Origin of the sequence: Bradyrhizobium sp. CCGUVB23 (assembly GCF_024199885.1) — a bacterium.
Classification (GTDB): Bacteria; Pseudomonadota; Alphaproteobacteria; order Rhizobiales; family Xanthobacteraceae; genus Bradyrhizobium.
Window position 1 is genome coordinate 529,188 of the sequence record NZ_JANADQ010000001.1, and the last position, 12,425, is coordinate 541,612.

The 12,425-nt window shown below is 59.2% G+C and carries 11 protein-coding genes and 1 pseudogene; 8 read left to right on the forward strand and 4 right to left on the reverse strand.

All coding sequences use genetic code 11. The annotated features are described in order from the left end of the window. Positions 1-2: 2 nt before the first annotated feature. The 3 genes from NLN62_RS02240 to NLN62_RS02250 are packed head-to-tail and all read left to right on the forward strand — an operon-like array spanning position 3 to position 2,338. Positions 3-248, forward strand: coding sequence for an acyl carrier protein (locus NLN62_RS02240; protein WP_027525417.1), 246 nt, complete (start codon positions 3-5; stop codon positions 246-248). Further along, positions 235-1,620 (forward strand): class I adenylate-forming enzyme family protein, encoded by a 1,386-nt coding sequence (locus tag NLN62_RS02245; RefSeq protein ID WP_254107201.1) that lies wholly within the window; start codon positions 235-237, stop codon positions 1,618-1,620. The genes NLN62_RS02240 and NLN62_RS02245 overlap by 14 nt, the downstream gene beginning before the upstream one ends. After that, positions 1,613-2,338, forward strand: a complete 726-nt coding sequence (locus NLN62_RS02250) for an SDR family NAD(P)-dependent oxidoreductase (protein WP_254107202.1) — start codon at positions 1,613-1,615, stop codon at positions 2,336-2,338. Before NLN62_RS02245 ends, NLN62_RS02250 begins: the two co-directional genes overlap by 8 nt. A gap of 10 nt (positions 2,339-2,348) precedes the next feature. On the opposite strand, the gene NLN62_RS02255 is transcribed toward NLN62_RS02250, so the two are convergent. Together NLN62_RS02255 and NLN62_RS02260 are read right to left on the reverse strand one after the other, a co-directional pair. Next, on the reverse strand, positions 2,349-2,651 hold the full coding sequence (locus NLN62_RS02255; protein WP_254107203.1) for a hypothetical protein: 303 nt from the start codon (positions 2,649-2,651) through the stop codon (positions 2,349-2,351). A 564-nt stretch (positions 2,652-3,215) separates the two neighbouring features. Further along, positions 3,216-3,878 carry a response regulator transcription factor gene (locus NLN62_RS02260; protein ID WP_254107204.1) on the reverse strand — a complete coding sequence of 221 codons (663 nt, stop codon included), beginning with the start codon at positions 3,876-3,878 and terminating at the stop codon, positions 3,216-3,218. 692 nt (positions 3,879-4,570) lie between these two features. Between NLN62_RS02260 and NLN62_RS02265 the strand changes: the two genes are divergently transcribed. The 3 genes from NLN62_RS02265 to NLN62_RS02275 all read left to right on the forward strand — a co-directional run bounded on the left by NLN62_RS02265 (position 4,571) and on the right by NLN62_RS02275 (position 8,634). Beyond that, positions 4,571-5,485, forward strand: a complete 915-nt coding sequence (locus NLN62_RS02265) for a response regulator transcription factor (RefSeq protein ID WP_254107205.1) — start codon at positions 4,571-4,573, stop codon at positions 5,483-5,485. A gap of 501 nt (positions 5,486-5,986) precedes the next feature. Continuing rightward, positions 5,987-7,270: an NAD(P)-binding domain-containing protein gene (locus NLN62_RS02270; RefSeq protein ID WP_254107206.1), complete on the forward strand. Its 1,284-nt coding sequence runs from the start codon at positions 5,987-5,989 to the stop codon at positions 7,268-7,270. 5 nt (positions 7,271-7,275) lie between these two features. Beyond that, positions 7,276-8,634, forward strand: a complete 1,359-nt coding sequence (locus NLN62_RS02275; RefSeq protein ID WP_254107207.1) for a hypothetical protein — start codon at positions 7,276-7,278, stop codon at positions 8,632-8,634. A gap of 194 nt (positions 8,635-8,828) precedes the next feature. Here the strand turns inward: NLN62_RS02275 and NLN62_RS02280 are convergent. Both NLN62_RS02280 and NLN62_RS02285 read right to left on the reverse strand, forming a co-directional pair. Next, positions 8,829-8,969, reverse strand: a pseudogene (locus NLN62_RS02280) (IS3 family transposase); the annotation flags it as partial. A 127-nt stretch (positions 8,970-9,096) separates the two neighbouring features. Further along, complete coding sequence (locus NLN62_RS02285) at positions 9,097-10,017, reverse strand: polysaccharide biosynthesis/export family protein (protein WP_254107208.1); 921 nt, start codon at positions 10,015-10,017, stop codon at positions 9,097-9,099. A gap of 520 nt (positions 10,018-10,537) precedes the next feature. Between NLN62_RS02285 and NLN62_RS02290 the strand changes: the two genes are divergently transcribed. Beyond that, positions 10,538-11,098, forward strand: coding sequence for a sugar transferase (locus NLN62_RS02290; protein ID WP_371933094.1), 561 nt, complete (start codon positions 10,538-10,540; stop codon positions 11,096-11,098). Between the two features lie 205 nt (positions 11,099-11,303). Next, positions 11,304-12,311 carry a Wzz/FepE/Etk N-terminal domain-containing protein gene (locus NLN62_RS02295; protein WP_254107209.1) on the forward strand — a complete coding sequence of 336 codons (1,008 nt, stop codon included), beginning with the start codon at positions 11,304-11,306 and terminating at the stop codon, positions 12,309-12,311. Positions 12,312-12,425 lie beyond the last annotated feature (114 nt).

Consider the following 12,425-nt stretch of genomic DNA (forward strand, 5'->3'; position numbering starts at 1 on the left):
CCATGTCGGTCAAGTCGAAGATCTTTTCCGCGATGAAGCAGATCGCCGAGGAACAGAAGGTCACGCTTCCGCCGCTTGAGGACGATCTGCCGCTCAACGAAACCGGGTTCGATTCGCTGGCATTCGCAATCCTGGTTGCGCGACTTGAGGACGAGCTCGGTATTGATCCCTTCACTGTCGCCGAGGACGCGGCCTTCCCGTCAACGCTCGGTGAGTTCGTCAGAGCCTACGAGAATGTCCCCGCCTGACATCTTCGCACTGCGCCAATATCTTGGCCCGGAGCTGAAGGACCGCACGATTTCCGATGCCCGGCACAGCGTATCGCTGACCGACATTGTCCAGTACAGCTGCCTGACTGGCAGATCCTGCGAGCTGTCCGGCCGCTCGGTGCTGCTCGCGACGTCGGGACAGCTGCTGTCCGCGCTTGCAATGATCGAGCTCGATGGCGTCGCCCGCCGCATGCTTCTATGCCCGCCCGACCTCGATTGGAATCGCCTGCAGGTCCTGCTCGAGCAGGCCGAGATCGACACCATCGTCACCGATCGGCCGTTACAGCGATGTAGTGCCGGCAAGTACATCGTCATCGGCATCGACCTGCCCGAACTGAGGACCGTGGGATGGAAGGTCGACGGGGCGACCGAGTGGCTGATGCTGACCTCGGGGACGTCAGGGCTGCCGAAGATCGTTCGGCATACGCTCGATGGGCTCGCCGGTGCGATCATCGCCGACGGGCCTGCGCGCGACCGGAACGCAACCTGGGCGACGTTCTACGACATCCGTCGCTACGGTGGCCTGCAAATCTTCCTGCGCGCCTTGATCGGCGGCGGATCCATGGTGCTTTCGGAGCCCGGGGAAGCTATCGCAGCCCATGTGGCGCGGCTGCGCACGGGCGGCGTCACCCACATCTCCGGAACGCCGTCGCACTGGCGCAAGCTCCTGATGAGCGGCGCGGCCGCGGACTTCTCGCCGCGTTATGTCCGCCTTTCGGGCGAAATCGCTGACCAGGCAGTGCTCGACGGCCTGGCTCGGGCATTTCCGCATGCGTCGATCGGCCACGCCTATGCCTCGACCGAGGCTGGCGTCGGTTTCAGTGTGGACGACGGGCGCGAGGGTTTTCCTGCCCACCTGATCGGACCGAATCGCGGCGGCGTTGAGATGAAGGTGGTCGACGGCTCGCTGCGGATCCGTTCCAAGCGAACTGCGCGCGCTTATGTCGGCGCCGATGCGCCGCCGCTCACCGACGCCGACGGCTACGTCGATACCGGCGATATTGTTGAGCTGCGCGGCGAACGATACCATTTCGTCGGCCGGCGAGGTGGCATCATCAACATCGGCGGGCTGAAGGTGCATCCGGAGGAGGTGGAAGCGGTGATCAACCGGCACGCCTCCGTCCAGATGTCGCGCGCGCGATCGCGCAGGAGCCCGATCACCGGCGCCATTGTGGTCGCCGACGTCGTCCTCGCCGACGGCACCGATCGGGAACGCCACGAGACGATCCGCAAGGAAATTCTCAGCCAGTGCAAGGACTGCCTGATGGTATGGAAGGTGCCTGCAGTGATCCGCTTCGTCGAGCGGCTTGACGTTACGGCAGCAGGGAAACTGGCACGCACCGATGCGTAACGTCCTCGTCACCGGCGGCAGCCGCGGTATCGGTCTTGCCATTGCGCGCAGGCTCGCCGCATCGGGCGACTACAATGTGGTCGCGGTAGCGCGCCGCGAAAGCCGGGAGCTCGCGGCCGCAATCCGCCAGGCACAACGGCGCCTGCATTTCCGCGCCTGCGACCTTGCGGCGACTGATGCGATCCCAGTCTTCGCAAAATCGGTGCGCGACGAATTCGGCACGATCTACGGCCTCGTCAACAATGCCGGGATAGGCGCTGATGGGTTGCTGGCGACCATGCACAATTCCGAAATCGAGGCCTTGATTCGCATGAACGTATTGGCGCCGATCATCCTGACCAAATACGTGGCGCGCCATATGATGGCCGACGGTGCGGGGCGGATCGTCAACATTTCCTCTATCGTCGCCTCGACCGGCTACAGCGGCCTGTCCGTGTATGCCGCGTCCAAGGCCGCGGTCGCCGGCTTCACCCGTTCGCTGGCCCGAGAGGTCGGAAGGGTCGGCATCACCGTGAACGCGATCGCGCCCGGCTTCATCGACACCGAATTGACCAGATCCCTGAACGACGAAGGCCGTCGCCGCATTACTGGCCGCAGCGCATTGCGCCGCCTGCCCGAGGCCGACGACGTCGCTTCAATGGTCGAATATCTGCTCGGCGAAGGCGGCCGGAACATCACCGGGACCGTGGTGACGGTCGACGCCGGTAACACCGCCTGACCGCCGAAACTCAGGCATCGAAGTCGACGTCGCCTGACTGCAGGCCGTGCATTTCATTCCAGCGCGGCCCCTTCAGATGCTCAAGCATCGTGTTGCAGGCCTCCTCGGCTTCCGTGAAAGTTGCGAACGCCGAACCGCCGATCTTGATCGCGCTGTTACTCTGATAGAGCGGGCGACATGACGCCACATAGCCGGCACGTCCATGAAAGCCGGAACCAGCAGGGCTCTCATACGTGATCACAAAGGAAAAGCCGTCGCCGGTCGCGCTCCAAATTTCCATGTCCGCGACGGCCCGGTGAAACTGAAGGGACATCAAGATGCGCCCGCCCGCGTGCTTGCGGCTCGGCCACAGTGTTTAGTCACGTTGGCAGGTCATCTGTGGAGAAACGGCCCTGACCATAGGGGGCAGCAGGGAGGGCCAGGGCCGCCGCTCCAGATGTGCCCACGTCCGGTCGGCACATCTCTGCGATCGCATCTGGAGCCGCTCGCTATCGCCCGCGACTTCGTTTTACCAGACAACGGACAAACCGCGATGGACCAGTGCTGCAGATGACGAATAAATACACTTCCCTGCTGATACTTTGGTTGCGATTTTGGATCAGCCGCCTGCCCCGACGGACTACCTCACTAAGCTTCCCGGACATTGACCTCGCCAATCAAGCGGCGCCCGCACCAATCACCTCGGCGCACGGCGACACCTGGCGTCTCGTTCCCCGCCAGTCGAGCCCGATCGCGCAGATGATCAAGCAGACCTACCGGGTTCTTTCCGGCTGGGGCCGGCGCGCCCATAAGAGGCCGCCTGCCCATCGCTGTGGGAGCGTCGGCCCATAAAATGGTGGCGCGTGAATATCTTCTCAGCGCCCTCCACTTGCCGGACTCAATCCGGAATGCGGGCCTTCTCCCGCGGGATGGTCGCGCGCTCATGTTGCGAAATGACGAGCGCCGCGAGCACCGTCCGATTGCTGATTTCAAGCTTTTGAAAGATGTTGTGCAGGTGCACCTTGATGGTGCCGTCGGCTATGTTCAATCGCCGCCCGATCTCCTTGTTCGACAGCCCTTCGGAGACCAGACGCATGATCTGACGCTCGCGGTCCGTCAGCGCGGTCAGCGCGCTATCCGAATTCGTGCCCTGCGACACGATCGACTCGGATGGGGCGGCCGGTAGCAGGCTGTGATTATTGGCGACGTGCCGCAAGGACTGCACCAGCACTTCAGGCTCCGTGTCCTTCAGGATGATACTACAGGTCATGGGCGTCGCCGCGAGTATCAGTTCGCAATCTTCACTCGCGGCGAAAAATACCACGTGCGTTGAACGATTCTCTGAACTGACGGTCGAAAGAATTCTCAGCGCGCCGAGATCAGGCATTGCGGGATCGACAACCGCGATATCGGGCGCCAAGTTCCGGATCGCTTCGATGCAGCTCGTGGCGTCGCTACAAGATGCGACAATATTGAAATCGGCTACGGCACCGAGCACGTTGCTCAGTCCCTGCAAAACCACCGGATGCCGGTCTGCAATGACTACACTGGTACGTCGCATTGGGCGCTCCTCAGCGCGTCGCCCCCAAAAGATAAACTCTGTGTCCCCGTCACTATTTCACTGTTAGCGATAGAATCATTCGAAATTACCAATAACACAAGCAATACTTAAAGGTTAACAGGCGTACCGGTCTGCTCGCTTCCCGACTCTCACACGGCAATTCGGCGAGGCGAACGCCCCGTAAGAATCCGGTAATCAGCCCTCGCGCGCCCGCCTCCGTTGCGGACGAGCCTGGTTAACGGCGAAATCTTACGGCCGCACACCTTCGACATTTCCTCAACGTTCGATGTGCACCGCGCCGTTAACTCGCTTGGAGAATGTGTTCGCGCAGACGTGGCATCGACGAACAAAAACCCCGACAAGTTCTTCAACGTTGAATCAACATCGCGACCTTATTCGCGCAGAGACTGTGCCAGAAGGGGTTTTCACGCATCGTAATCGTACGGATATATGTAAGCCCGTTCCTATAACCAACGATATATAGGGCGATTGGAAATTCGCCTCTAACATTCATAAATACTTAAGCAATCTGGAGTGATCGCCGACAACGTTCGGCGAATGACAAAAGAGGAGGATCACGATCGAAGTAACTCGACATTTTTGAAGACTACACGCTGAGGGAGAACGACCAATTTAACAACAACGATTCGTTCGTCGAAAGACCAAATTGAGTTCAACCGTCCGTCGCTGTTGTGTCATTGCGTAGGCTGGAGGGTAAAATGAGGAGGCGGCAATCTTACGGAACGGTCCTTATTGGAAAGAACGTTCTGATTAGAGAAGGTATTGCTAAAATATTGCACGCGGCAAATTTTCGTATTGCCGCATCGGCGTCGAGCCCCGCGGAATTGCCAGGCTCACTTCAAGAAGAGCAACTGATGTTTCTCATCGTCCACACCGGCGATGATTTCGATCTCGCGAGAGAACAAATCGGATATGTGAAAAATCGATATCCGGACGCGCGCGTCGCGATCGTCTCGGACAACTATCGGCCGGCCGAACTTGCTTCTGCATTTCGTGCAGGCGCGAACGGCTACTTCGTTAACGTCATTTCGTGCGATGCTTTCATCAAGTCCGTTGAGCTCGTCACGATGGGCGAGACCGTCTTCCCGCCGGCATTTCTTTCGTTCGCTCTTGACGGCAATCGCGAATGCGAAACGGCGCCGCTCAGCGAGAACGAGCACGCGATCCTCGTCACGTCGGAGGACACGATCTCGCCGCAGCTCTCGCCGCGCGAGAAGGCAATTCTATCCTGCCTTATCGAGGGCGACTCCAACAAGTGCATTGCCCGAAAGATCGATATCGCCGAGGCTACCGTGAAGGTCCACGTCAAGGCGATCCTGCGCAAGATCCGGGTCCAGAACCGGACGCAAGCGGCGATTTGGGGAATGAACCATGGGTCGCTGGTACGAGCGGCAAGCGGTCGCGCGCTCGTCGATCCGGGCAGAGGGATCGCGAAGCCCCTCGAGGTGATCTCCGAAATGGAGCAGATCAACGAGCCGGCTCCCCTGGTCCCCCAGTCTAGTCACGTCGCGGTACCCCCTATCGACGGTCTACTCCGCAAGGGCGTGGACCGAGGGACTCGCGCGGCGGCACGGCTCTACAAGTAGGCGCAGGGCCCCGGAGACGACTTAAGTCGCGCGAACGATTCTTCGCGGAGCAATGCTGCGACACTTTCGTCGACGTCCAGGCGCTTGGCAGGACCTTACCTGCCCTTGCTGGCCGCCTGCACAACCCGTGCACGTGGAAGACCGACTTAGCGATACCCAGACCGATCGTCGAAATTGACGGCATCCGGATCGTGGGAGCCTCACACGGCGTCCTCTCCTTGGCGCTCTCGTGCCCGTGGAGGGGCCGTCCACGGCATCCAGAGTCGACATGCAAGTGGCCCCCAACTGACTGAGGCCGCTTGGGCGAGCATGACATCTCCAACTAGCAAAGCGCTGAGACATCGCAAGCGGTCTCCCGCGATTGCCTTGCGGAGTACCCACAATTCGCCGCCACTCAGCTCTCGATGAGCTCGATCGGCGATTTTTACCTCAATCCTTTCGTGTACACTTGCTCAAAGTGACGTCGGCAGTTCCAAGACTGCTGTAACAGAAGAGGAAGTCATGCGCGAAGTCATTCTTCCGGTGGCGGTCATCGGTGCGGGGCCATTTGGCGTCTCAACCGCGGCTTACTTGCGATCTCGCGGCGTGGAGTTCCGTATTTTTGGCTCGCCAATGCATCGCTGGCGGACGCAAATGCCGGCAGGCATGTTCCTCAAGTCTGAAGGATTCGCTTCGAACCTCGCGGATCCGATCGGGCGTTGCACTCTGCAGCAGTTCTGCAACGAGGAAGCGCTGCCCTATGAGGATGCACGCGTGTCACTCGAAACATTTACGCGATACGCCGTGTCATTTCAGCAGCGGCTCGTCCCCATGGTTGAAGATGTATTAGTCACCATGCTGGATCGACAAACCCACGGATTTCGATTGCGACTGGCCACGGGTGAAGAAGTAAGAGCCAAAAAGGTCGTCGTCGCAACTGGCTTGTCGCATGCCGAATATATCCCCGCTGAACTGGCGAAATTGCCTGCAGAATTGCTGTCGCACAGCAGCGACCACCACCATTTAGACAGATTCACGGGGCGCGAAGTCCTCGTCATTGGCAGCGGTCAATCCGCGCTCGAGACGGCGGCTCTCCTGAACGAGGCGCAAGCGAAGGTAACGTTGCTCGTGCGGCGCGGATCAATCGAGTGGCATGGTGTCCCAACACCCGGGCCACGATCGTTATGGCAACGGCTGCGCCGGCCAGCGTCGCCGATGGGAAATGGGCTTAAAGTATGGCTTTGCGCTGCTGCTCCGACGGCGTTCTATCATCTGCCCGAGCAAATACGCGTCGATGTGGTGCGGACCTACGGGGAACGTCGTGGGACGCGCCTAGAGGTGCTTGGCCCATCGGGTTCGTGGTGGCTTAAAGAGCGAGTCGTGGGCCGTGTACCGATACTGCTCGGTCACGGCGTGCGAGAGGCCGAAGCGAAAGGCAGCAAAGTGGGTCTCCGCGTCGATGGCCCAGATGGGGCGTCCCGCCATCTCACCGCCGACCACGTCATTGCCGCGACCGGCTATCGCTATAACGTTGGATCACTTCCATTTCTAGGTCCGAGGCTGATATCCGAGTTGCGCTGCGTGCAAGAGGCTCCGTCCCTGTCGCCCAGTTTCGAGTCCTCGATCCCGGGCCTTTATTTCGCTGGCATAGCCAGTGCGTACAATTTCGGACCCGTGATGCGGTTCTTATGCGGCACTGACTACGCAGCCCGGCGCATCTCCAGCGATATTGCTCGTCAGCAAAGCCGTTCCCGGTCGTCAGTTTCTGCCGGACTTGCTTCCGCACGCAACCGAACCGCTTGTTGAGGTAAATGGCGAGTGCCAACGAAGGGTTGTCGCCGTTCCCGGTACTCGTCCTGAAGACCGGACACTATGCCTTGCATCATGGTGGCCTCGGCATAATTCGAAGCCTGGGGATGCTTGGGGCTCCGGTATTTTCGGTTATTGAGGATCATCACGCGCCGACCGCGCATTCTAAATATCTGACAGGAACATTCGTCTGGGACGCCCGCGACTTGGCGAGATCGCGGCTGCTCGAAGAACTGGAAAAGATTGGACGACAGCTGAAATTGCCGACGGTCCTCATTCCAACGGATGACGCCGGCGCGATCTTGATCGCCGAAGAGGCTCTCACATTGCGGCAGTGGTTCTTGTTTCCAAAGCTGCGATCGGACATTCCACGGAGCTTGGTCGACAAATCACGGCTGCACACACTGTGCAAGCAGCTCGGGGTACCGTGCCCTCGAGCAATATCGCCAGGCACGATTTCAGAGGTCTACGAGTTTATTGAGACTGCAGCCTTCCCGGTTGTGGTGAAGCCATCGAAGCCATGGCTCAATTCAAAGATCAAACCGTCCATCGTTCCCTCCCCTCGGGCACTCCTAGATCTCTACCGCCGGTCGGAAGCACAGGTTCCTTCTAACCTGCTGATCCAGGAATATATTCATGATGGCGAGGATTGGCTTTTTAACGGATATTGCAACGCGAACTCGAAGTGCCTGGCCGGCTTTACTGGCAGAAAGCTGCGCTCCTATCCGTCCGGCTTCGGCTCTGCAACGTTGGGTAGATCTGTCACTAACCCCGCGCTCCTTCAACAGGCCGAGGCTCTCGTCGAAGCGGTTTCCTATGCGGGAATAATGGACATCGACTATCGTTTCGATAAACGAGATGGTCAATACAAGCTCCTCGACTTCAACCCGCGCATCGGCGCTCAGTTTCGATTGTTCGAGGATAGCGAGAGAATTGACGTCGCGAGAGCGCTTTATCGGGATCTAACAGGTCAGTCCGTGCGGAGATCTCCACAGGTCGATGGGCGAGTGTTTGTTGTCGAGCCCCTTGATTGCATAACCAGCATACACGACCTCTTGCATCGCGAACTCTCGGTCAGACATTGGTGGCGATCATTCTATGGCGTCCGGGAATTCGCCTGGTTCGACTGGTTCGACCCCCTGCCCTGCGCGATGGTATGGGCTCGCTTTGGGATCCGGGGCGTTGGAAAAATAATCCGGATAGGCCCGTTCAAGTCCATCACCGCTCGCCAGTCGGCTGGCATGAGTCAAAAAGCTAAACCGAATCTGGCAATGCCGATCCCGCGACACGACTTGTGGTCCCGCTTGATCTCGATCGCAAGTCCACTATGGCAGTTTCTGGCACGGCCGTGGTTGGACTAGTCTAACGGATGCTGCGCGCAACATAGCCTGATGAGATCAGGTTGAGTTCGGGAGCATCCACCCGCATCGCATCTTTCGACGCGATGCGACCTCCTTCGCAAGAAGGAGAATATAACGTGGTCCGCGAACGCGGCGGTTCCACACATCGTTCGTCTCTACATCGCCTGGAGGGAGACTGACCTGCCACCGAACTTTCATCCGGCGGCGGTTAGAGTCTCGGGGTTTTGTACGCCAAGTGGCGCGGGTGGAGCAACGGACGATCGGCGAAGCTGGTCGGGGTTGCGCAGCCGATCGTCCGTTGCGGTGAGGTGGGCGGCATAGGCCGCGGGGGATAGGCCACGATTTTTGGGCGAAGAGGTCCGGAAGTTAGCAACCACAGCAGCAGCCAAGGGTTGCGTGATGAAACAAAGAACGGCCGCTCTTCCATCTTGGAAGCCGGTACTCCTCACCAAGGGGGTCCACTCAAACCCACAGCCTGCTGAAATCACCAACAGACGCTTGATCCATGGCATTTCTCCCATACGCTACGGGAGCGCAAAGGTGGATATCGCAACGCCCGCTCTTTCGGGCGAGGTACCTCCGCCGCTCGGCTTTGCCGACCAGGTCGGCCGCCTGCTCCATTGCAGCCCGGCTGGGCTCGGCCCGCGCGACACCGTGAACCCGGGCGGAAAGTTGAGCGGCCTCCATCTCGAGCACGTCCCAGGGAAGCTCGACCACGACCGGACCGGGTGTGCCGCCAAGCGCCGTCGAAAACGCGCGCGCCATCATCTCGGGCGCCTTCGCGGCTGAATCGATCCGGGTCGACCATTTGATCAGGCCGCCGAATGCCCGCGTCGTGTCGATCTCCTGCACAGCGTCACGGTTCAGCTCGGCCGTGTCTCGACCTGACCAACCAGCATGACGAGGGGGATGGCTTCCTGGGAGGCGACGTGAAGGCCAAGCGCTGCATTGGATTGATCTGCGCCCCTCTCCGAGCTCGTTCTTGATACGCCACATACGCGCCTGTCCTTTGGCGAACTCAGTCCAGAGCGACCCGTATTCACTCCTCAAGTCGGCAGACTCGAGATACGGGTTGTTCATTCTGATGCGCATGATGTCGTAGCCGCCTGCCATGGCGACAAGTTGGCGCACCGTGCTGGCTGGACGATAAGGGTACTCACCCGGCTTCGACACGTCCCCATTCACGTAAACGGGCCTGTATTCCGCGATGGTTGCCGTGACCTCATCTGCGTCGATCACGATCACGACCTCGCGACCGTCCGCAGTCCTCTGTCGAAAGATCTTGCTTTTCAGTGCTGCGCCGATTTTAGCTCGGATCTCCGGCAGGGGCAGGCCCGATGCTGGCAGAGTTCCAACCAGCGGTAATGAAATGTTGCCATCCATCTGGACGGGAGCGCGATACCGCGACCTGCCACCGCGACCTCCAAGACATCTCCAACGTTTACTCGGTACTCGGCTTTCGCTTGAGCGGAAATTGCCAGGCCGGCAGGCACCAGGATCCATTTAATCCAACGAGCGCAGCTGCTGCCAAACACATCGACATGGCTCCGATTGCGCGGCATGGAGTTCGGGGCATGGCGGCAGCTCTCTCCGGACGCGGTTGTTCTCAGTGAACTTCAAGTCTGTCCGCGGAAGGTAGAGCGGAACCGCTACCGTCGGAGCCCCTTCGGATGATTGGACAATTTAGGCCCGCAGGGCCCAGGCTCAATCCTCCATCGTAGTTACTCCGTCGTATCCAATTCCACCCAGTGACTCGAATGCTACTGTTCGGCCGGAAAGCGAAATGGCTGGCTGGGAGTGACCGGTGAGTTATGCGTCCTTTACCAATTCGCCGGCCTCTACCAAGCTTCCGGCACATTCGATGGCGGGCAGGACGATTCCAGCCGGCGCCGGCACGAATCGAATGGCCGCGCTGCTGGCGTTGGCAGCAAGCGCCCAATTTGTGCTCGTCGCCTTTGCGGCTTATTCCGCAGCCGTCCTCTACCATCGGCTGGTCGGGAGCTCGCCACCGGACCGGCAACATGATGACGATGCGACTCTTCCAGTCCCCTCTCACCCCCTTCAACCAAGCATTCGACATCGTCGCCGCAGTCGCTGGACTCGTTGTCGTCAGCCCCCTGTTCATCATCGTTCCGATCGCAATCAAGCTCGATGCCCGCGGGCGGTGCTGTTTCAGCAGAAGCGGCACGGCTTCAACAACGAGCCCATTCGCCTGCTGAACTTCAGATCAATGACCGCGAGGGAGGAAGGCGACAATTTCAAGCCTGTCACCAGACACGACCCACGGGTGACCCGACTGGGACGCTTCATACGCCATACAATATCGATGAGCTTCCGCCGTTGTTCAATGTCCTGGTTCGGGTCGTCGGCATCGATGGCGGTTTCTGGCAGCGATGGTCCATTGTTGCTTGGTCCTGCTTTGCACAGCGTCACCCGGCCAAGCACCTCATGCCAAAAAGGTTAGTTGCAATGCCTATCGATGCGGCTCCAGCATCTTTCGCCAACCGAACTTCTCCGCACACGACTCGAGCATCGTCCCGGAGCCTCAACTATCAGCAGTGGCAATAAAAATGCTCCAGACCAACAGCACAGAGAATTGGGTAAGTCGAGACAGTATGCCGCCTGAATTTCGCCCGGGGCCAGCCTTCTCACTAGCAGACGTGCTAGCAGTGCTGGCCTTCATCCGACGACATCTACTGATCATGCTGCTGACGTGTTTGGCGGGGCTTGGCATTGCCATCCTGTACCTCATCATCGTGGTACCGACGTTCACCGCCAAGGCGCAACTCCTCGTAAACTCGAAACTGACCTTCGCGGACGCTGCGGCGCTGTCGACGGTCGTGGAAAGTCAGATCGCAATCATAAAGTCTGAGAGCATCGCTAACGCCGTGATCGAGAAGCTCGGCCTCGCTCAAGACCCGGAATTTGCGACGGGCCAAGGTAGCGGCATGATTTCCGGGCTGCTCGGCTGGAGTAAGCCGAAGACGGAGGCTAACGCCGCCCGCTATGCCGTTGAACCGTTCGAACGTAAGCTTTCGGTCAAGCGCGTCGGCCCTACATATCTTGTCGATATTACTTTTGATTCCAGAAATCCGGATCGGGCGGCGCAGATCCTAAACGCCGTTGTGGAAAAATACATTACTCATCAAATGGACAAGACAAGCCTGCAAGACGAGAAATGGGCTGCGGATCGACTGAACGAGTTGAGCACTCAAGCATTGGCCGCAGAAACGGCGTTGAAGGAGTACGATAGGAACAAGACGAAAGATACAGCTGATTCCGCTGATACTCGCGATAGATTGGCCGCTGCTGTTGAATCATCAAAGAACGCCTATGATAATTTTCGCCACGTGCTGCGCAAGGCAGAAGCGGCCCAACAACAAACCCCGCCGGTGTTTGAGGCGAGTCTCGTCACCGGAGCGTCGCCTCCTTTGAGGGCTAGCTGGCCAAAAGCTAGAATCGTGCTCGGAGTAGCGATCGTTGCAGGGCTGCTTCTTGGACTCGCTATAGGAATTGTGCGCGATCTGTCGGGTCGCATCCGCACCAGCGGACAGAAAATTGGTCCAAGCGCAGAGGATGGCAGGATCGAGCGACCTCTTCCGAACGGGATTCGACGAGATCATCAACTTGAAGCATCGGCAGAGGCAAAGCCAGTGCGCCTCACGAGTTCGGGGTGAAGCCTGCCATCTTCACCGACGATCGGCATCTCCGCCGCCGCGTGATCCCCCCAAAGAAGCCCTTCTTGGTGCGGGATCAAGCACCGGTGCCGTGGTCTCGTCGACCACGATCTT

What these genes read in the sequence shown, in the direction of transcription:
- NLN62_RS02240 (WP_027525417.1), top strand. Translation starts at nt 3, where the DNA reads ATGTCGGTCAAGTCGAAGATCTTTTCCGCGATGAAGCAGATCGCCGAG.
- NLN62_RS02245 (WP_254107201.1), top strand. Translation starts at nt 235, where the DNA reads ATGTCCCCGCCTGACATCTTCGCACTGCGCCAATATCTTGGCCCGGAG.
- NLN62_RS02250 (WP_254107202.1), top strand. Translation starts at nt 1,613, where the DNA reads ATGCGTAACGTCCTCGTCACCGGCGGCAGCCGCGGTATCGGTCTTGCC.
- NLN62_RS02255 (WP_254107203.1), bottom strand. Translation starts at nt 2,651, where the DNA reads ATGTCCCTTCAGTTTCACCGGGCCGTCGCGGACATGGAAATTTGGAGC.
- NLN62_RS02260 (WP_254107204.1), bottom strand. Translation starts at nt 3,878, where the DNA reads ATGCGACGTACCAGTGTAGTCATTGCAGACCGGCATCCGGTGGTTTTG.
- NLN62_RS02270 (WP_254107206.1), top strand. Translation starts at nt 5,987, where the DNA reads ATGCGCGAAGTCATTCTTCCGGTGGCGGTCATCGGTGCGGGGCCATTT.
- NLN62_RS02275 (WP_254107207.1), top strand. Translation starts at nt 7,276, where the DNA reads ATGGCGAGTGCCAACGAAGGGTTGTCGCCGTTCCCGGTACTCGTCCTG.
- NLN62_RS02285 (WP_254107208.1), bottom strand. Translation starts at nt 10,017, where the DNA reads ATGGATGGCAACATTTCATTACCGCTGGTTGGAACTCTGCCAGCATCG.
- NLN62_RS02290 (WP_371933094.1), top strand. Translation starts at nt 10,538, where the DNA reads ATGGCCGCGCTGCTGGCGTTGGCAGCAAGCGCCCAATTTGTGCTCGTC.